Origin of the sequence: Rhodococcus sp. NPDC003318, from assembly GCF_042879035.1 — a bacterium.
Classification (GTDB): Bacteria; Actinomycetota; Actinomycetes; order Mycobacteriales; family Mycobacteriaceae; genus Rhodococcus_G.
In genome coordinates this window covers 462,382-480,057 of the sequence record NZ_JBIAOU010000001.1, presented here as the reverse complement: position 1 = coordinate 480,057, position 17,676 = coordinate 462,382, and the positions used below count along the sequence as shown (strand labels likewise).

At 69.8% G+C, this 17,676-nt stretch carries 15 protein-coding genes; 9 read left to right on the top strand and 6 right to left on the bottom strand.

The genetic code is table 11. The features are described 5' to 3' along the window. The first annotated feature begins 74 nt into the window (after nucleotides 1-74). From secD to ACFYVR_RS02100, 5 genes are read left to right on the top strand one after another with little or no spacing between them, the layout of a single operon-like run. Nucleotides 75-1,760, top strand: a complete 1,686-nt coding sequence (gene secD / locus ACFYVR_RS02120) for a protein translocase subunit SecD (protein ID WP_387469107.1) — start codon at nucleotides 75-77, stop codon at nucleotides 1,758-1,760. Nucleotides 1,761-1,762: 2 nt separating this feature from the next. Continuing rightward, a complete protein-coding gene (gene secF, locus ACFYVR_RS02115) occupies nucleotides 1,763-2,986 on the top strand; it encodes a protein translocase subunit SecF (protein ID WP_387469104.1) in 1,224 nt (407 codons plus the stop codon). 2 nt (nucleotides 2,987-2,988) lie between these two features. Beyond that, complete coding sequence (locus ACFYVR_RS02110; protein WP_387469102.1) at nucleotides 2,989-4,692, top strand: ABC transporter substrate-binding protein; 1,704 nt, start codon at nucleotides 2,989-2,991, stop codon at nucleotides 4,690-4,692. Further along, nucleotides 4,659-5,237 carry an adenine phosphoribosyltransferase gene (locus ACFYVR_RS02105; protein WP_387469100.1) on the top strand — a complete coding sequence of 193 codons (579 nt, stop codon included), beginning with the start codon at nucleotides 4,659-4,661 and terminating at the stop codon, nucleotides 5,235-5,237. The genes ACFYVR_RS02110 and ACFYVR_RS02105 overlap by 34 nt, the downstream gene beginning before the upstream one ends. A 50-nt stretch (nucleotides 5,238-5,287) precedes the next feature. Further along, nucleotides 5,288-7,609 carry a RelA/SpoT family protein gene (locus ACFYVR_RS02100; RefSeq protein WP_387469098.1) on the top strand — a complete coding sequence of 774 codons (2,322 nt, stop codon included), beginning with the start codon at nucleotides 5,288-5,290 and terminating at the stop codon, nucleotides 7,607-7,609. Nucleotides 7,610-7,662: 53 nt separating this feature from the next. Here ACFYVR_RS02100 and ACFYVR_RS02095 read toward each other — a convergent pair whose 3' ends face one another. Together ACFYVR_RS02095 and ACFYVR_RS02090 are read right to left on the bottom strand one after the other, a co-directional pair. Then, on the bottom strand, nucleotides 7,663-8,439 hold the full coding sequence (locus ACFYVR_RS02095) for a peptidylprolyl isomerase (RefSeq protein ID WP_387470284.1): 777 nt from the start codon (nucleotides 8,437-8,439) through the stop codon (nucleotides 7,663-7,665). An 11-nt stretch (nucleotides 8,440-8,450) separates the two neighbouring features. After that, the gene (locus tag ACFYVR_RS02090; protein ID WP_387469095.1) at nucleotides 8,451-9,320 is read right to left on the bottom strand and encodes a peptidylprolyl isomerase; all 870 of its coding nucleotides are present in this window, start codon (nucleotides 9,318-9,320) and stop codon (nucleotides 8,451-8,453) included. A 135-nt stretch (nucleotides 9,321-9,455) separates the two neighbouring features. Between ACFYVR_RS02090 and ACFYVR_RS02085 the strand changes: the two genes are divergently transcribed. The 4 genes from ACFYVR_RS02085 to ACFYVR_RS02070 all read left to right on the top strand — a co-directional run bounded on the left by ACFYVR_RS02085 (nucleotide 9,456) and on the right by ACFYVR_RS02070 (nucleotide 12,968). Further along, nucleotides 9,456-10,136, top strand: coding sequence for an MBL fold metallo-hydrolase (locus ACFYVR_RS02085; protein ID WP_387469093.1), 681 nt, complete (start codon nucleotides 9,456-9,458; stop codon nucleotides 10,134-10,136). Between the two features lie 14 nt (nucleotides 10,137-10,150). Next, nucleotides 10,151-11,431, top strand: a complete 1,281-nt coding sequence (gene hisS, locus ACFYVR_RS02080) for a histidine--tRNA ligase (protein ID WP_387469091.1) — start codon at nucleotides 10,151-10,153, stop codon at nucleotides 11,429-11,431. Further along, on the top strand, nucleotides 11,409-12,053 hold the full coding sequence (locus tag ACFYVR_RS02075; protein ID WP_387469088.1) for a hypothetical protein: 645 nt from the start codon (nucleotides 11,409-11,411) through the stop codon (nucleotides 12,051-12,053). Before hisS ends, ACFYVR_RS02075 begins: the two co-directional genes overlap by 23 nt. 63 nt (nucleotides 12,054-12,116) lie before the next feature. After that, complete coding sequence (locus tag ACFYVR_RS02070) at nucleotides 12,117-12,968, top strand: class I SAM-dependent methyltransferase (protein ID WP_387469087.1); 852 nt, start codon at nucleotides 12,117-12,119, stop codon at nucleotides 12,966-12,968. Here ACFYVR_RS02070 and ACFYVR_RS02065 read toward each other — a convergent pair. The 4 genes from ACFYVR_RS02065 to ACFYVR_RS02050 form a co-directional block, all read right to left on the bottom strand. Further along, the gene (locus tag ACFYVR_RS02065; RefSeq protein ID WP_387469085.1) at nucleotides 12,965-13,906 is read right to left on the bottom strand and encodes a 3-carboxyethylcatechol 2,3-dioxygenase; all 942 of its coding nucleotides are present in this window, start codon (nucleotides 13,904-13,906) and stop codon (nucleotides 12,965-12,967) included. The genes ACFYVR_RS02070 and ACFYVR_RS02065 overlap by 4 nt on opposite strands. A gap of 8 nt (nucleotides 13,907-13,914) precedes the next feature. Then, nucleotides 13,915-14,787, bottom strand: a complete 873-nt coding sequence (locus tag ACFYVR_RS02060; protein WP_387469083.1) for an alpha/beta fold hydrolase — start codon at nucleotides 14,785-14,787, stop codon at nucleotides 13,915-13,917. Nucleotides 14,788-14,803: 16 nt separating this feature from the next. Beyond that, entirely contained in the window at nucleotides 14,804-16,588 is a 1,785-nt protein-coding gene (locus ACFYVR_RS02055; protein WP_387469081.1) for a bifunctional 3-(3-hydroxy-phenyl)propionate/3-hydroxycinnamic acid hydroxylase, read from the bottom strand. 235 nt (nucleotides 16,589-16,823) lie between these two features. Beyond that, a complete protein-coding gene (locus ACFYVR_RS02050) occupies nucleotides 16,824-17,525 on the bottom strand; it encodes a helix-turn-helix domain-containing protein (protein ID WP_387469079.1) in 702 nt (233 codons plus the stop codon). Nucleotides 17,526-17,676: the final 151 nt, after the last annotated feature.

Here is a 17,676-nt window from a genome sequence, read left to right as displayed (position 1 = left end):
CGGTGGTGTGCGGGGCTGCAGTGTGGTGCTCGTACCGCGGCTGCACGACACAGGTACTAGGAGAACTACGGATCGTGGCATCACCCAGCGGAGCCGTCAGGCCTGCGCGTTCGCTCGTGATCTTCGGGCTGATCGTCGCCGCACTGTATGCGCTCGTCTTCTTCACGGGGGACAAGTCCCCGACTCCGAAGCTCGGTATCGACCTGCAGGGTGGGACCCGGGTCACGCTGACCGCGCGGACCCCGGACGGCAGCCGGCCGAGCCAGGACAGCCTCCGTCGTGCGCAGGAGATCATCGAGACCCGCGTCAACGGCCTCGGAGTGTCCGGCTCCGAGGTCGTCATCGACGGCGACAACCTGGTGATCACCGTCCCCGGTGACGACAGCGCGCAGGCCCGTACACTCGGCCAGACGGCCCGGCTGTACATCCGGCCCGTCACCGGGTCGCAGGCCGCGAACGCGCAGGCCCAGACGGGGCAGACGCCGGCGGCCACCACACCCACCCCGGCGCCGACCACGGAAGCCCCGGCAGCGCAGAACCGTCCGTTCCCGGCCCAGGCACCGACCACCGACGCGCCGACCACCGATGCACCGGCGACCGAAGCTCCCGACGACGGTCAGCCGGCCGCCGACGCCACCACCGGCGACGAGGCGGCCGCCGAGATCGCGGCCGCGAGGGCTACCCGGCAGAGCACCGACCCGGCGGTGCAGCAGCAGGCGATGGCCACTCTGGACTGCAATGCCTCCGATCCGCTGCAGGGCAACGACGATCCCACCCTGCCGTTGGTCGCCTGCTCGACCGACGGCACCACCGTGTACCTGCTCGGCCCGAGCATCATCGACGGGCAGGAGATCGCGGACGCGACGTCGATGTTCAACTCGCAGCAGGCCCGCCACGAGGTGAGCCTGACGTTCAAGTCGGACGCCAGCAACACCTGGGCGCAGTTCACCTCCGCCAACATCGGTCAGCAGGCGGCGTTCACCCTGGACTCGAAGGTCGTGAGCGCCCCGGTGATCCAGGGCGCGACCCCGGCGGGCAGCGCCACGTCGATCACGGGCAACTTCACGGCGGTGACGGCCAAGGAGCTCGCGAACACCCTCAAGTACGGTTCGCTGCCGCTCTCGTTCGAGGCGTCGGAGGCGGAAACGGTCTCCGCGACGCTCGGTTTGGCGTCCCTGCAGGCGGGTCTGATCGCGGGTGCGATCGGTCTGGCGCTGGTGCTGCTGTACTGCCTGATCTACTACCGGATGCTCGGCATCCTGACGGCGTTGTCGTTGGTGCTGTCCGGTGTCCTGGTCTACGCGATCATGGTGCTGCTCGGCCGGTACATCGGGTTCACCCTCGACCTGGCGGGTATTGCCGGTCTGATCATCGGTATCGGCATGACCGCCGACTCGTTCGTCGTCTACTTCGAACGCATCAAGGACGAGATGCGCGAGGGCCGTAGCTTCCGCTCCGCCGTCCCGCGCGGTTGGGCCAGGGCCCGCCGGACCATCCTGTCCGGTAACGCGGTGAGTTTCATCGCCGCGGCCGTGCTGTACGTGCTCGCGGTCGGCCAGGTGCGCGGCTTCGCGTTCACCCTCGGCCTGACGACCATCCTCGACGTGGTCGTCGTGTTCCTGGTGACCCATCCGCTGGTGCACCTCGCATCGAAATCGGCGTTCTGGTCGAAGCCGAGCGTGAACGGCCTCGGCGCCGTCGCCCAGGTGGCCAGGGAACGCAAGACGGCGGCAGCCGCGGCGAAGGCGAAGGAGTCCTGAGCATGACGAAACCAACGGAATCCGACGCACCCGATCGCGACACCGGCACCGCAGATCCGGCGGACAACGCTGTCGACCAGGGTGCGCTCCCCAAGCACAGCCTGCTCTCGCGGCTGTACACCGGCACCGGCGCCTTCGACGTCGTCGGCAAGCGGCGCACGTACTACACCGTCGTCGCCGTCGTCGTGCTGATCTCGATCGCGAGCATGGTGTTCCGGGGCTTCTCCCTCGGCATCGACTTCGAGGGTGGCACCCGCATCCAGTTCCCCGCGTCGACCGGCGCGACGACCGAGCAGGTCGAGCAGGTCTACAGCGACGCGCTCGGCGAGGCGCCGGTCTCGGTGCAGACCGTGGGCTCCGGCGCCAGCGCGACCATCCAGATCCGGTCCGAGGCGCTCGACGCACGCGAGGTCGTCGTCGTCCAGGACGCGCTGTTCGACGCCTTCCAGCCCGAGGACCAGGACGGTGTGCCGAGCAAGAACGCGATCAGCGTCGCCGACGTCAGTGAGACGTGGGGCAGTCAGATCACCCAGAAGGCACTGATCGCCCTCGTCGTCTTCCTGGTGATCGTGAGCGTCTACATCGCGATCCGGTTCGAACGGGACATGGCGTTCGCGGCGATCGTCGCGCTGTTCTTCGACATGATCGTCACCGCGGGTGTGTACTCGCTGATCGGGCTCGAGGTCACCCCGGCGACGGTGATCGGCCTGCTGACGATCCTGGGGTTCTCGCTGTACGACACGGTCGTCGTGTTCGACAAGGTCGAGGAGAACACCCGCGGCGTCCTGCACACCACCCGCCGCACCTACGGGGAGCAGGCGAACCTCGCCGTCAACCAGACGTTGATGAGGTCGATCAACACCACCGTGATCAGTGTGCTGCCGGTGGTCGGCCTGCTCGTCGTCGCGGTCGGACTGCTCGGTGTCGGCACGCTCAAGGACCTCGCGGTCGTGCAGCTGGTCGGCATCGTGGTCGGCGCGTTCTCGTCCATCTTCTTCGCCACGCCGCTGTTGGTGTCGATCAAGGAGCGGTGGGGACCGGTCGCCGCGCACACCTCGAAGGTGCTCGCGCGACGGGCGGAGCGGTCCGGCGGGTCGGGTTCGGTTTCCAGCGGCGCACTGGCAGGCTCGGTGGCGGCGACCGCGACGACCACGCCGCGCCGCCCGGGCGAGGCGCCGAAGCCGGGTGCCCGGCCGACCGGAAAGCGAAACAAGAAGAGGCAGTAGTGATGCGGACAGGCGAGGCAATCAGCAGACGGATCGGGGCCGCAGCTGCCGCACTCGCACTGATCGCCACCGCTGCCGCCTGTTCCACCCACGAGGAGGACCAGGTCCCGTCGATCGGGTACGCGATCGACAACGTCGTCGCGTCGTACAACGCCAACACGGTCGACGGGGCCGCGAGCGGGGCGAGGCAGGCCTTCGTCCGGGTGCTGCCGGGACTCAGCTACATCGGTCCCGAGGGCACCGCGTTGTCCGACGGGGATGTCGGAACGGCGACCACGGTTCCCGGCGACTCCCTGACGGTCGCCTACCGCCTCAACCCGGACGCCGTCTGGTCCGACGGGGTCCCCGTCACGTGTGACGACGTGGTGCTGGCGTGGGCGGCGGGCAGTGGCCGGTTCCCCGAGTTCCGGGCCACGAGCCGGGCCGGCTACTCGGACATCGAACGGGTCGACTGCCAGCCGGGAGGCAAGGACGCGACGGTGGTGTTCGCGCCTGGGCGCGCGTTCGCGGAGTGGCGCGGGCTGTTCGGCGCCACCGAGCTGATGCCGTCGCACGTCGCCGGCCGGGTCGCAGGTGTCCCCGACGTCGTCGGCATCGTCCGGTCGGGTGACACCGAGGCGGTCGGCCGGCTCGCCGAGTTCTGGAACACCGGCTGGAATCTCGGTCCGGGACAGGCGGATCCGGCGCTGTTCCCGTCGGCGGGGCCGTACCGGCTCGATTCGGTCACCGACGAGGGTGGGCTGGTCCTCGTCGCGAACGACCGCTGGTGGGGCAACAAGCCGGGCACCGACCGGATCGTGGTGTGGCCGAAGAACTCCGACCTGCCCGCACGCCTCGCCGCGGGGGACCTGGACGTGATCGACGTGGGTTCCGGTGCCGTGGAGGGGCTGGCACCCGGTGACGGGTTCTCCACGGTCACCCAGCCGTCCCGCAGCAGCGAACAACTGGTGCTCGCCACCGGTGGGATGTTCGCGACCGCGGACGCACGCCGCGCCTTTGCGTCCTGCATCCCGCGACAGGAGTTGTTCGACGACTACGGCCACCCGGACTTCGACACCGAGTCGGGCCTCGGTTCCGGCGTGCTCAATTCGCGGATCGCGCAGCCGGACATGCTGATCTACCCGACCGCCGCGGGGGTGGTCGGGAACCGGTACCTGCAGCCGAACGTCGATACGGCGCGCAGCGCTCTCGCCGCGTCCGGCCAGGGCGCGATCACGGTGCGGGTCGCTTACCTCGCCCCGGACCCGCGTCGCGCCGAGATCGTCGCGGCGATCGCGAACGCCTGTGCGCCGGCGGGCATCACCGTCCAGGACGCGGGTACGCCCTCGTTCACGGTCGGTGCCCTCGGCGCCGGTCAGGTGGACGCGGTGCTCGGCGGCAGCGGCTCCGCGCAGGGCGCAGCCGGGTCGGATTCCGTTGTGCCGCCCGCGTACTCGCTCGCCATCGGGGACGGGACGAACATCGGTGACTACCGCAACGGTCGGGTCACCGAGATCGCGGAGCAGTTGGCTGTCGACACCTCCGACGGGAGCAGGCTGAACCTGACCACGGAGGCGGAGACCATCCTGTGGTCCGAGATGCCGTCCATCCCGCTGTTCAGCGCGCCCCGCACGACCTCGATCGGCGACGGCATGCACGCCGCGGTGGCGAACGCGACGGCCGCGGGTGCGGGATGGAACATGGACCGGTGGATACTTCTCCGGTGAGCACCGACAGAACACCGCCGCTCGACCTGGCGTCCGCCGACGTCGCCCGCCTGATCCGCTGGGCCGACGACTTCCCGACGTCGGGGGTGCGCTTCGCCGACCTCACCCCGGTCTTCGCGAACGCCGACGCGTTCCGCGACGTCGTCGACGCGCTGGTGTCGGTCGGTGGCGACGCGGACCTGATCGCGGGCATCGACGCACGCGGCTTCCTGCTCGGTGCCGGGGTCGCACGCGCGATGAACGCGGGTGTGCTGGCGGTCCGCAAGGCGGGCAAGCTGCCCCCGCCGGTGCTCGGACGCTCGTACTCGCTCGAGTACGGCACCGCGACCCTCGAGATCCCCGCGGACGGGATCGATCTGCAGGGCCGTCGGGTGCTGGTCATCGACGACGTGCTCGCCACCGGCGGCACACTCGGTGCGGCCGCCGAACTCCTCGAGGCGGCGGGTGCGCATGTGCTCCGGATCGCGGTGGTACTCGAGATCGAGGCCCTCCGCGGTCGCGAGCGGCTGCCCGCCCACCCGCTGACCTCGCTGCTGAAGGTCTGAGGACTAAAGTTGTCACGGGTGAGTGTTCGCTTCGGTGGGAGGTGACGGATATGACGCAGAACCTCGACAGGTCCGGTTCCGGAGGAGCAGCGCCGAACGACGCGTCCACTCCCGCGGTCCCCACGTCGGCGTCGCGGCGGGTCCGCGCCCGGCTCGCACGTCGCATCACCGCGACGCGGAACGCACAGATCAAGCCGGTCCTCGAACCGCTCGTCGCGATCCACCGCGAGCTGTACCCGAAGGCGAACCTGGCGACGCTGCAGCGCGCGTACGACGTCGCCGAGGAGCGGCACGCGCACCAGAAGCGCAAGTCCGGTGACCCGTACATCACGCATCCGCTCGCCGTCGCGACGATCCTCGCGGAACTCGGGATGGACACCACGACGCTGGTGGCGGCGCTGCTGCACGACACCGTCGAGGACACCGGGTATTCGCTCGAGCAGCTGACCGACGACTTCGGAGAGGAGGTCGCGCACCTCGTCGACGGCGTCACCAAGCTGGACAAGGTCGTCCTCGGCCACGCCGCCGAGGCGGAGACCATCCGCAAGATGATCATCGCGATGGCCCGCGATCCCCGGGTGCTGGTGATCAAGGTCGCGGACCGGTTGCACAACATGCGCACCATGCGGTTCCTGCCCCCGGAGAAGCAGGCGCGCAAGGCCCGCGAAACCCTGGAAGTTATTGCGCCACTTGCCCATCGGCTGGGCATGGCGACCGTCAAGTGGGAACTCGAGGACCTGTCGTTCGCGATCCTGCACCCGAAGAAGTACGAGGAGATCGTGCGACTCGTCGCGGACCGGGCACCGTCGCGCGACACCTACCTGGCGAAGGTGCGGGCCGAGATCTCCGCGACGCTGTACTCGTCGCGGATCAGCGCGACCGTCGAGGGCAGGCCCAAGCACTACTGGTCGATCTACCAGAAGATGATCGTCAAGGGCCGCGACTTCGACGACATCCACGACCTGGTCGGCGTGCGGATCCTCTGTGACGAGATCCGTGACTGTTACGCAGCGGTCGGTGTGGTGCACTCGCTCTGGCAGCCGATGGCCGGCCGGTTCAAGGACTACATCGCCCAGCCGCGGTACGGGGTGTACCAGTCGCTGCACACCACGGTGATCGGTCCCGAGGGCAAACCCCTCGAGGTGCAGATCCGGACCCGGGACATGCACAGGACCGCGGAGTTCGGCATCGCCGCGCACTGGCGGTACAAGGAGACCAAGGGCAAGCACGGGTCGGACACCGCCGAGGTCGACGACATGGCGTGGATGCGGCAGCTGCTCGACTGGCAGCGGGAGGCCGCCGACCCCGGTGAGTTCCTCGAGTCGCTGCGCTACGACCTCGCGGTCAAGGAGATCTTCGTCTTCACCCCGAAGGGCGACGTGATCACGCTGCCCGCCGGGTCGACGCCCGTCGACTTCGCGTACGCCGTGCACACCGAGGTCGGGCATCGCTGCATCGGTGCACGGGTCAACGGCCGCCTCGTCGCGCTCGAACGGACGCTGGAGAACGGCGAGGTCGTGGAGGTGTTCACGTCCAAGGCCGCGAACGCCGGACCGAGCCGCGACTGGCAGTCGTTCGTCGTCTCACCCCGCGCGAAGGCGAAGATCCGGCAGTGGTTCGCCAAGGAGCGTCGCGAGGAGGCCCTCGAAGCGGGCAAGGACGCGATCGCCAAGGAGGTGCGCCGCGGCGGACTGCCGCTGCAGCGCCTGATGAACGCAGAGTCGATGACGGCGATCGCGCACGAGCTGCGCTACGCCGACGTCTCCGCTCTCTACACCGCGGTCGGCGAACACAACGTCTCGGCCCACCACGTCGTGCAACGGCTCGTCGCGCACCTCGGTGGTGTCGGTGACGTGGAGAACGAGCTGGCCGAGCGGTCCACGCCGTCGACGATGCCGATGCGACCGCGGCGCGGCACCGACTCCGGTGTGCTCGTGCCCGGCGCCGAGGGCACCGTCGCGAAGCTCGCGAAGTGCTGCACCCCGGTGCCCGGCGACGAGATCATGGGCTTCGTCACCCGCGGCGGCGCCGTCAGCGTGCACCGGACGGACTGCACCAACGCGACGTCCCTGCGGGGGCAGTCCGAGCGGATCATCGACGTCGAGTGGGCGCCGTCCGCGTCCTCGGTGTTCCTGGTGGCCATCCAGATCGAGGCCCTCGACCGGCACCGGCTGCTCTCGGACGTGACGAAAGCACTCGCGGACGAGAAGGTGAACATCCTGTCCGCGTCGGTCACCACGTCCGGCGACCGGGTCGCGATCAGCCGCTTCACCTTCGAGATGGGCGACCCCAAGCATCTGGGTCACGTACTGAACGTGGTCCGCAACGTCGAGGGCGTCTACGACGTCTACCGGCTGACCTCTGCGGCGTAGCCGCTGTGGTGCACTTTCGGAGGTTCCGCCCTCCGAAAGTGCACCACAGGGCGCTAGCCCACGGTGACGGTTTCGATCCGAATCGGCGTGTTGGGCTTGCCGCCGCCGGCGGCCATCGAGCCGTCGTCGCCGGCGGCGGCGACCTTCTCGATCGTGGCCAGGCCCTCGTCGGAGACGGTGCCGAAGACGGTGTACTGCGGCGGCAGTGGCGAGTCGTCGTAGACGAGGAAGAACTGGCTGCCGTTGCTGCCCGGACGGCCGGTGTTGGCCATCGCGATGGTGCCACGCGGGTACACGACGGGCTGCGTGGACGCGGGGTCACCGGATGCGTACGCCGTCAGGGGGTACTCGGTGTCGTAGCCGTATCCGGGGCCGCCGGTGCCGGTGCCGGAGGGGTCACCGCACTGCAGGATGTACAGGCCACTGGTACTGAGGCGATGACACGGTGTGTCGTTGTAGTAGCCCTGCGTCGCCAGGCTGACGAAGCTGTTCACGGTGCAGGGTGACTGCGCCCGATCGAGCGTCAGGCCGATCGGCCCCTGCGAGGTCGTCATGGTCACGGCAGCGGTGCCGGTGGCGGCGACGTCGGTGGCCGGCGGCGGCGTCACGGGGCGACTGGCCGTCCCGCTCGCCGGGTACGAGCAGGTGGTCGTCGGCGCCGTGGCGGGGAGCGGTGCGGGCAGTGCCGGGAACGCCGACGAATCGACGGTCTCCGCTGCGCCGCCCGGCGTCGTCCAGGTGCTCGACGACGAGTCGTCGGTGTCCGAGGAACACGCGGTGGCGACCAGGGCCAGACCGACGCCTGCAGCCGCGAGGAGGGTGCGGATCACGGGGGTGCGCATCATGCGGCCACGGTAGCGGTCCGGATCTGGACGGGGGTGTTGGGCTTGCCTCCGCCGGCGGCCATGGAGCCGTCGTCGCCGGCCGCCGCGATCTGTTCGATCGTGGCCAGGCCGTCCTCGGAGATGGTGCCGAAGACGGTGTACTGCGGGGGCAGCGGCGAGTCGTCGTAGACGAGGAAGAACTGGCTGCCGTTGCTGCCGGGCTGGCCGGTGTTGGCCATCGCGACGGTGCCGCGCGGGTAGGTGACGGCTTCGCTCGCGGCCGGGTCGGCCGCGTCGTACTGGTCGGTGGGGAACTCGTTGTCGAAGCCGTAGCCGGGGCCGCCGGTGCCCTGCCCGGTCGGGTCGCCGCACTGCAGGATCATCAGTCCGGTGGTGCTCAGCCGGTGGCACGGGGTGTCGTTGAAGTAGCCCTGGGTCGTCAGGCTGACGAAGCTGTTCACCGTGCACGGCGACTCGGCGCGGTCCAGCGCGAGGCCGATGGGGCCCGCGCTGGTGGCGAGGTCAATGGTGACGGTGCCCTCGGCGGACACGGCGGTGGCGTTCGGCAGGGTGGCGGCCTTGGCCGGGGTGGAGCCGTCGGGTACGTAGCTGCAGTCGACGGTGGCGGGCAGTGTCTGCGCGCGGGCCGTCGGCATGGTCGCCGCCGCGGTGTCCTCGGTCTCCGATGCCTGGGCGGACGCGTCGGAGCCCTCGTCGGAGGCGGTGAGGGAGTAGACGACCGCACCCGCCGCGACGACGAGGACGACGCCGAACACGGAGGCGCCGATCGTCATCTGCTTGCGCTTGCGTGCCCGTTCGGCGCGGCGTTCGAGCTGTCGCTCCAGCTTGCGTTTCGCGGCCTGGCGACGCTGCTCATTGCTTGGCACTGCTGCATACCTCCGGTCCCACATGCGAATGTCGGTGGTCGAGTCTGCCACCCGTACCTGTGAAATTACTTCACGGTGGTGCGCATAGGCTGTCCACTGGACCCACCCACCATCACCGACACAGGAGCGATTGCCGTGCTCGTCACCGGATTCCCGGCCGGCGCCTTCCAGACGAACTGCTACATCCTCGCCCAGGACGGCGCGAGCGAGTGCCTCGTCGTCGACCCCGGTCAGAACGCAGTGGAGCCGCTCGTCGAGTTCCTCGACAAGCAGTCACTGACCCCCGCCGCGGTGCTGCTGACCCACGGCCACCTCGACCACACCTGGTCGGTGGAACCGGTCTGCGAGAAGTTCGGCATCCCTGCCTACATCCACCCCGACGATCGCTACATGCTGTCGGATCCCTTGCGGGGGACCGGTCCGGCGTTGTCGGCGATGATCGGCGACGCCGAGTTCCGGGAGCCGGCGCAGGTGATCGAGCTGGCCGACGGCGACGTCCTCACGCTCGCGGGGATCACGGTCACCGTCGACCACACCCCCGGCCACACGCAGGGGTCGGTGGTGCTGCGGACCACCGCGGACACCGATCAGGGTGCGGTGCCGATCGCTCTGACCGGGGACACCCTGTTCGCGGGGTCGATCGGGCGCAGCGACCTGCCGGGCGGCGACCACGACCAGCTGCTCGCGTCGATCGCGGCCAAGTTGCTGGTTCTCGACGACGCGACGGCGGTGCTCCCGGGGCACGGCGGCGCGACGTCGATCGGGCAGGAGCGGGTGTCCAATCCGTTTCTGGTTGGACTGTCCGGACCGCGGTAAGGAAAAGTAGAGACGTGAGCAAGCCCAGCAACACCTCTTTCACCGCCCCGAAGGGCGTCCCCGACTATGTGCCGCCGGCGTCGGCGGAGTTCGTCGCCGTGCGGGACGGTCTGACCCGCGCCGCCCGCCTCGCCGGGTACGGCCACATCGAGTTGCCGATCTTCGAGGACACCGGCCTGTTCGCGCGCGGTGTCGGCGAGTCCACCGACGTGGTCAGCAAGGAGATGTACACCTTCGCCGACCGCGGTGACCGTTCGGTGACGCTGCGTCCGGAGGGCACCGCCGGTGTGATGCGCGCGGTGATCGAGCACGGACTCGACCGCGGCCAGTTGCCGGTGAAGCTGAGCTACTCGGGCCCGTTCTTCCGCTACGAGCGTCCGCAGGCCGGTCGCTACCGTCAGCTCCAGCAGGTCGGTGTCGAGGCGATCGGCGTCGACGACCCGGCGCTCGACGCCGAGGTGATCGCGATCGCCGACGCCGGCTTCCGCGGGCTCGGGCTCGAGGGTTTCCGCCTCGAGATCACCTCGCTCGGCGACGACACCTGCCGGCCGCAGTACCGGGAGTTGTTGCAGGAGTTCCTGTTCGGTCTCGACCTCGACGAGGACACCAGGCGCCGCGCGGAGATCAACCCGCTGCGCGTGCTCGACGACAAGCGTCCGCACGTCAAGGAGATGACCGCGGGTGCACCGCTGATGCTCGACCACCTGTCGCAGGAGGCGAAGGCGCACTTCGACGAGGTGCTCGCGCACCTGGACGCCCTCGGCATCCCGTACACGGTCAATCCGCGGATGGTGCGCGGCCTGGACTACTACACGAAGACGACCTTCGAGTTCGTCCACGACGGCCTCGGTGCGCAGTCCGGGATCGGCGGTGGCGGCCGGTACGACGGCCTGATGGCGCAGCTCGGCGGACAACCGTTGTCGGGCATCGGGTTCGGCCTCGGTGTGGACCGCACCATCCTCGCCCTCGAAGCCGAGGGCAAGGCGGCGTCGACACCGGCGCGGTGCGAGGTGTTCGGGGTGCCCCTCGGTGACGAGGCGAAGGGCAGGCTCGTCGTGATCGCCGCGCAGCTGCGTGCCGCGGGGGTGCGGGTCGACCTGGCGTACGGGGGTCGCGGTGTCAAGGGCGCGATGAAGGCCGCGGACCGGTCCGGTGCGCAGGTCGCGCTGGTGCTCGGCGAACGGGACATCACGGACGGCGTGATCGGACTCAAGGACCTGTCGACCGGCGATCAGCGTCAGGTGCCGCTGGAATCCGTTGTCGCGGAGGTGGGTGCGGTCCTTGCCGGGCGGTGACGCCGGCTCCGTCGACCTGGATCTGGTTCCGGCGCACCTGATCGCGCCCCGCCTGCGCCGACTGGCGTTCGGTGCGATCGCGCTCGGCGTGGTGGTCGGTGTGATCGTCGCGCTGTTCGCGTCCGCGACGGTGGCACTGGTGGTCGGTGCGGTGATCGCCGCGCCGACGGCACTGTCGGCGTTGCTCGCGGCGCGGAGGCGGATCTGGATGGACGGCACCGTCATCCACGCGCATTCCGGAGTGCGGGCGGTCACGGTGGATGCCGCGCGCGCCGTGAGCGCGGAGCTGCTGGTGCGCAGCGGCCGGGTGTCCCAGGTGGCGCTCAAGCTCGCGGACGGCGACCGCTCGGTCACCGTCCCCCTGGCGCTGTACACGACCGACGGGGGACGCGAGCTCGACGTGTTGCCGCTGCGTTCCCTCGCCGACGGCCTGGTCTCGGGGGAGTTGGCGCCGGCGGTTGCGATGTCGGAGGCGCTGATCGGGCAGTTGCGTGCGGAGGCGCGCGGCGCGGGTCTCGACGAGCGGCCGCTGTACCGGGCCGTCACGCTCGCTCGCGAGGCCAACCGGGTGCCGCGCACCACACTCACCGACGACGAGGTGGTCCGGCTCACCAGCGGCTGATCGGTTCTTGCCAATCAAGCAAGACCTAGTGCCATCGAGGCAAGGCGGCGTTACGGTGACGTCATGCATCAGCACCACTCCCACCACCACCACGCCGCAGGCGAGGGCGACCACGCCGCCCTGCTCGACCTCGACGCGGAGGCGCTCGGCCCGTTCCTCGACGAGGTGACGGCGTGGGTGGCCACGCATGTGCCCGCCGAGCCGCGGACGGTCGCCGACGTCGGCGCGGGCACCGGTACGGGCACCCTCGCCCTGGCCCGGCGGTTCGGTGCCGCGGACATCGTCGCGATCGACCGCTCGGCGCCGATGCTCGCCCGCGTCCGGGCCGCGGCCTCGGGTGCCGGCGCGGGCGGCCGACTGCGCACGGTGCACGCCGACCTCGACGAGGCCTGGCCGGAGGTCGGCGCTCTCGATGTCGTGTGGGCGGCACTGTTCCTGCACGAGGCCGCGGACCCGGACCGGCTGCTGCGCGACGTCCACGCCGCGCTGAATCCGGGTGGCGTCCTCGCGGTCGTCGAGATGGACTCCTTCCCGCGCTTCCTGCCCGACGACATCGGATTCGGCAGGCCCGGACTGGAATCGCGCTGCCACGCGATCCTGGAGCGGGAGAACTGGAACGCCCACCCGGACTGGAGGGAACACCTCGACCGCGCGGGTTTCGACGTGGCGGAGGTGCGTGTCTTCCCGACCGGTGGCCATCCAGCGCCGGACGCCACCCGGCGATACGCCCGGCACTGGCTGGGCCGCACCCGTGACTTCCTCGCGGACAAGCTCGCTGCCGACGACCTCGAGGCCCTCGACCGCCTGTTGGCGGAGGAGGGCCCCGATTCCCTGGTCCGACGCGACGACCTCACGGTCCGTGGCACCCGCACCGCGTGGGCGGCCCGCAAGAGCCAGCGCGCTCGCAGAAACTAGCGCAGCACCGCGGTGGTGACGGCGAAGCCGGCGATGTATTCCCGGATGGGCTCGTAGAACTCGTAGGTGACGTCGTACTCGCCGCAGGCGCGCAGCGCGGAGTACGCGGCGACCCAGGTGCGGACCTCGTGGGAGGAGTGTCCGGCGGCGGCGTCCATGTCGTCGGCGGTGTAGGCGTCGAAGTCCTCGACGCGGCCGGAGCGGCAGACGTCGAGGAAGTCGCGGTCCCACTCGGGGTTCAGGTCCATGATGTCGGCTTCGCCGGCGGCGAACCTGCGGGCCGTGTCGATCGTGTTGGCCTGGCGCGCCGCCCGGGCCTCCGGCGTGGGATTGCGCCCGGCGGTGAGGAATTCGCGTTGCGCGTCGGTGGCCGTGGCGAACTGCGGCACCGGCGGGTCGTGCGAAAGGCCGCCGGAGCCGATGAACAGCACCCGCGTGTCGAGACCGGCGAAGTACTCGCCCACAGCCTGCCCGAAAGCCCGCACGCGCGAGACCGGAACGAACGGGCGCGCAACCGAATTGACGAACACCGGCAGCACCGGCCTGGCGGCGACGTTGCCGTCGTAGAGGATCTCCATCGGCTGGACGGCGCCGTGGTCGACCTCCATCCGGCGGGAGATGGCGAGGTCGATGCCCCGGTCGATCACGAACTGTGCGAGGTCCTCGGCGACGGCGGCGGGGACGTCGAGGTCACCGGCGAAGGAGTCGTAGTCTCCGGTGCCGTGCGCCCGGTAGCCGAGGCAGAACGGCGGCATCAGGTCGTAGAAGAACCCGTTGAAGTGGTCCGGGCCGAAGTTGACGACCAGGTCCGGGTCGAACCCGTGAACGAACGCCCGTGCGCGTGCGAACGACTCGTCGACGGCGGCGCGGACCTCGGGTGCAGGGTCGGCGTGGTCGAGCAGCGGACTGTGGGACATGCACAGCAGGGCCTGAGGCATCGCGGTGCCTACTTTCCGGAGGTGACGCCGTGGCGACCGAGGTAGTCGGCGATGACCGCGTTGAACTCCTCGGCCCGCTCGACCTGCGACCAGTGTCCGCACTGGCTGAAGATGTGGGCGTCGCCGTGCGGGATCACGTTCAGCAGGTCCCAGGTGCGGGAGACGGGGATCACGACGTCCTGGGTGCCGTGGATCAGCAGGACCGGGATGTCGAGGCGGGCGAGCACCTCGAAGTCCAGGGGCAGTTCGTAGCGGTCCCGGTCACGGGCCGCCACGACGTCGGCGAGTCGGTCCGAGGCGGTGTCGTTGAGCGCGGACCGGTAGCGCAGCGACACGAGCTCGTCGGTGACGAGGGACTTGTCGACGACGAACATCTCGAGGGTCGTGCGGATGCCGGCCTCGGTCAGGGTCGGGTTCGAGTGGCCGGCGAGTGCGCCGGTCAGCTTCGCACCGCCGGTGCCCATCGACACGATGCCGAGGAGTCGTTCGGGGAAGTCGATCGCGAACTGGAAGGCCAGCCAGCCGCCGAGGGAGTTGCCGACGATCCAGGTCTTCTCGATGCCGAGGGCATCGAGGACGCGGACGGCATGGCGAACCCATTCCTTGATGCCGTAGGCGGTGCCGTCGGCGACGACGCTCTGGCCGTAGCCGATGGAGTCGATGGCGATGCAGCGGCCCTGCCGGGAGAGGGCGGGCAGGTTCAACCACCAGTTGGCGGCGGCGGTGACGCCGGTGCCGGAACCGTGGAGGAACAGGATCGGGGTGCCCTCGCCGAGGTCGTGGTAGTGGGTCAGCTCGCCGTCGGCGGTCTGCAACCACTTGTCCTCGAGGCCGAAGAACGCGTCGGTGGTGTAGTCGGGAATCGCGACGGTGGTGTTCATGGAGGTCTCCTGCGAGTCAGACGGCGGCGGGTTCGTGGTCGTCCTGCGCTGCAACGGCTTCCACGGTACGTCCGGTGAAGTGCATCGCGGCGAGAATGGCGTCGAGGGTGGCGGGGGCGTGCTGCGCGAGGCAGGCTCCGGCGACGAACCGGTCCGGCCGCAGGAACACGATCGGCGTCGGCCTGTCGTCGAACCACTTCTTGAGCCGTCCGGTGTGGTCGCCGAGCACGAGAACCCGCGGGTCCATGCCGTCGGTCGCCCACTCGCGCTGGGTTTCGGGGACCACCGCGACGAGGCGCGCGCCGAGCGCGGCGAGCTTGTCGAGGGAGGCCTGGGGGAGCATGTCGGTCGGGTCGTTGCCCCACACGATCACCGACCACCAGTTGCCGATGGCGTCGTCGAGCAGGAGGTTGTCACCGGTGAGGGCGTTCACCCGCGGCTGGGGGAACTGGACGCCGACGGGGGAGACCTTGCTGTTGGCGGTGCGGACCGGGATCAGGCGGCTGGTGAGGGTGGCCCCGGCGCGACCCGAGGCCTGCGTGGTGGGGTCGGCGAGGACACCGCGGGTGTAGCGCGGCATCGGCTTGAAGCGCATGTCGGCGAAGTAGCTCTTGACCTGTGGGAACAGGTTGAGCGCCGTGGACGCGGCGTCACGGGCGGCGGCGGCGATCGGGTTGGTGATCTTGATGAACTTGCCGAACGTGAGCGAGAGGTCGACCATCGCCCTCGCGTGGTCCTTGCGCTCGTCGGTGAACGTGTCGAGCAGGGCCGCGTCCGCCTGGCCGGACAGCACCGACGCGAGCTTCCAACCCAGGTTCGTCGCGTCTCGCATGCCCGAGTTCCAGCCCTGGCCCATCCACACCGGCATCAGGTGCGCGGCGTCGCCGGCGACGATCTGCCTGCCCCTGCGGAAGTGGGAGGCGACGCGCCCGTGGTGGGTGAAGACGCGGCGGCGGATGAAATCGAGCGACGACGGGTCCGGAACATGGTCCGCGAGAAGGTTGTTGACGAAGGCCGGGTCGGTAACCTGTTCCTCGGTCTCGCCGTCGTGCAGCATGAACTCCCAGCGTCGCACCGCATGCGGAAGGCCGATGGAGACGTACGGGCGCTTCGGGTCGGCGCCGAGGAAGACGTTGGGGGTGCCGAGCGGGTCGTTGTTCACGTCGACGACAAGCCAACGGGTGGAGGGGGATTCGCCCTCGAAGGTGACGCCGAGACGCTTGCGGGTCGGGGACTTGCCGCCCTCGCATCCGACGAGGAACTGAGCGCGGAACCGGCGTTCGGTCACCGTGCCGTCGGCGGCGGCGGTCCGGGCGACCGCGGTGACGGAGTTCGCGTCCTCGTCGACCTGCTCCACGCGGTGGTCGAACAGCACCTGGACGCCGTCGAAGCGGGAGAGCCCGTTGTAGAGCGCCCGGTCGACCTCGGGCTGGATGAACGCGTGCTTGCGCTCCCAGCCGAACTCGTCGGTCTGCGGGTTGTTGACGAGGATGACCTTTCCGGCGCCGTTGACCAGCCGCATGATGTGCTGCGGGCTGGTGTGGGGGCGGACGCTGTCGACCAGGCCGACGGTCTGGATGGTGCGGAACGACTCGTCGTCGAGGCCGACGCCACGGGGGTAGTCGATCAGGTCGTCGAGAGCCTCGAGCACGGTGACCGACCTGCCGTACATGCCGAGGATGTTGGCGAGCATGAGCCCGACCGGGCCTGCACCGACGATGACGACATCGCAGTCGACGACGGCACTGCCGTCCACGACGTCACTGCTGTCGCCGAGGTCGCTGCCTTCCGTGGTGTTCATCGCGTCCTACCTCCGGGTTTGTAGGTGGTGTCGGTCGCCCCTGACCTCCGCCCACCGTCTTGGGCTTCTTGCTGCTGTGTTCGTTAATTGCACATTGATGATCGTTAAGTGCACATCCGTCACCACTATGTGAACGCAGACTCACCCTTCGTGTCAAGAAGCGGGGGAGAACCCGTCCCCGGGAACGACGAGACCCGCGCCGGGTTCCGGCGCGGGTCTCGGGGAAAGGAGCAGGTCAGGCGGCGTAACGGCCCAACTGGGCGGCCGCCTGCACGGTCGCCTCGATCGACGCCTCGATCAGCTCCTTCGAAGCACTGATCAGGGTGAGGCACGCCGCCGGTTCGTTCTCCGGCCGAGTCAGCGGCACCCCGAGCCCCCAGTAGCCGGGCTCCACCTCGCCGTAACTGAGCACGTAACCCGTCCGCCGGGCGTCCGTCACGCGCGGATCCTCGCCGTCGCGTGCCGGCAGCGCTGCCAGCAGGGCGTACCCCGCCGCGCCCCGGCCGAGTGGATGCCGGCCACCCTGCCGGAACGAGACCCGGACGGCCGAGTTCGCCGGCTCGGCGACCGTCACCGCGACCGCGTCGTCCGCCTCGGCGACGAAGAGCGCGACGCTGGCACCGAGCCGGTCGGCGAGGTCCTTCATCAGGGGAGTCGCCTGTTCACGCAGCCCCGCGTAGACCTCCCGCGCCAGCGCGGCGAGCCCACCGGCGGCGCGGTACCGACCGTCCTGACCTCGATTGATCAACCGCCGGTCGGCGATGGTGGCGAGCAGGCGGGTCGCGATGCTGCGATGCACGCCGAGTTGGTCCGCCACATCCTGAATGGTAAGTCCCCCAGCCGAATACGCGACCAGCTCGAGGGCGTGCAAGCCACGCGCGAGGGTCTGGGTGCCCGCGGCGGGCGTGGGATTCGAGTTCGTCTCGGAAGTGGCCACACCTCACTGTAAGTGCGGACCGCCGATTGACAACGCACGGTGAGCGCTGTCACCCTGTTCGTGCTCGGAGTGTTCCGGCCAGCCCCGCCGTCACTCGATCGCACCCCTCCTCGCCTCGTGCTCCTGGCCCGATCGCGCCGTCGATCCCGGG

What these genes read in the sequence shown, in the direction of transcription:
- ACFYVR_RS02105 (WP_387469100.1), top strand. Translation starts at nt 4,659, where the DNA reads ATGGAACATGGACCGGTGGATACTTCTCCGGTGAGCACCGACAGAACA.
- ACFYVR_RS02070 (WP_387469087.1), top strand. Translation starts at nt 12,117, where the DNA reads ATGCATCAGCACCACTCCCACCACCACCACGCCGCAGGCGAGGGCGAC.
- ACFYVR_RS02060 (WP_387469083.1), bottom strand. Translation starts at nt 14,787, where the DNA reads ATGAACACCACCGTCGCGATTCCCGACTACACCACCGACGCGTTCTTC.
- ACFYVR_RS02055 (WP_387469081.1), bottom strand. Translation starts at nt 16,588, where the DNA reads ATGAACACCACGGAAGGCAGCGACCTCGGCGACAGCAGTGACGTCGTG.
- secF (WP_387469104.1), top strand. Translation starts at nt 1,763, where the DNA reads ATGACGAAACCAACGGAATCCGACGCACCCGATCGCGACACCGGCACC.
- ACFYVR_RS02100 (WP_387469098.1), top strand. Translation starts at nt 5,288, where the DNA reads ATGACGCAGAACCTCGACAGGTCCGGTTCCGGAGGAGCAGCGCCGAAC.
- ACFYVR_RS02065 (WP_387469085.1), bottom strand. Translation starts at nt 13,906, where the DNA reads ATGCCTCAGGCCCTGCTGTGCATGTCCCACAGTCCGCTGCTCGACCAC.
- ACFYVR_RS02110 (WP_387469102.1), top strand. Translation starts at nt 2,989, where the DNA reads ATGCGGACAGGCGAGGCAATCAGCAGACGGATCGGGGCCGCAGCTGCC.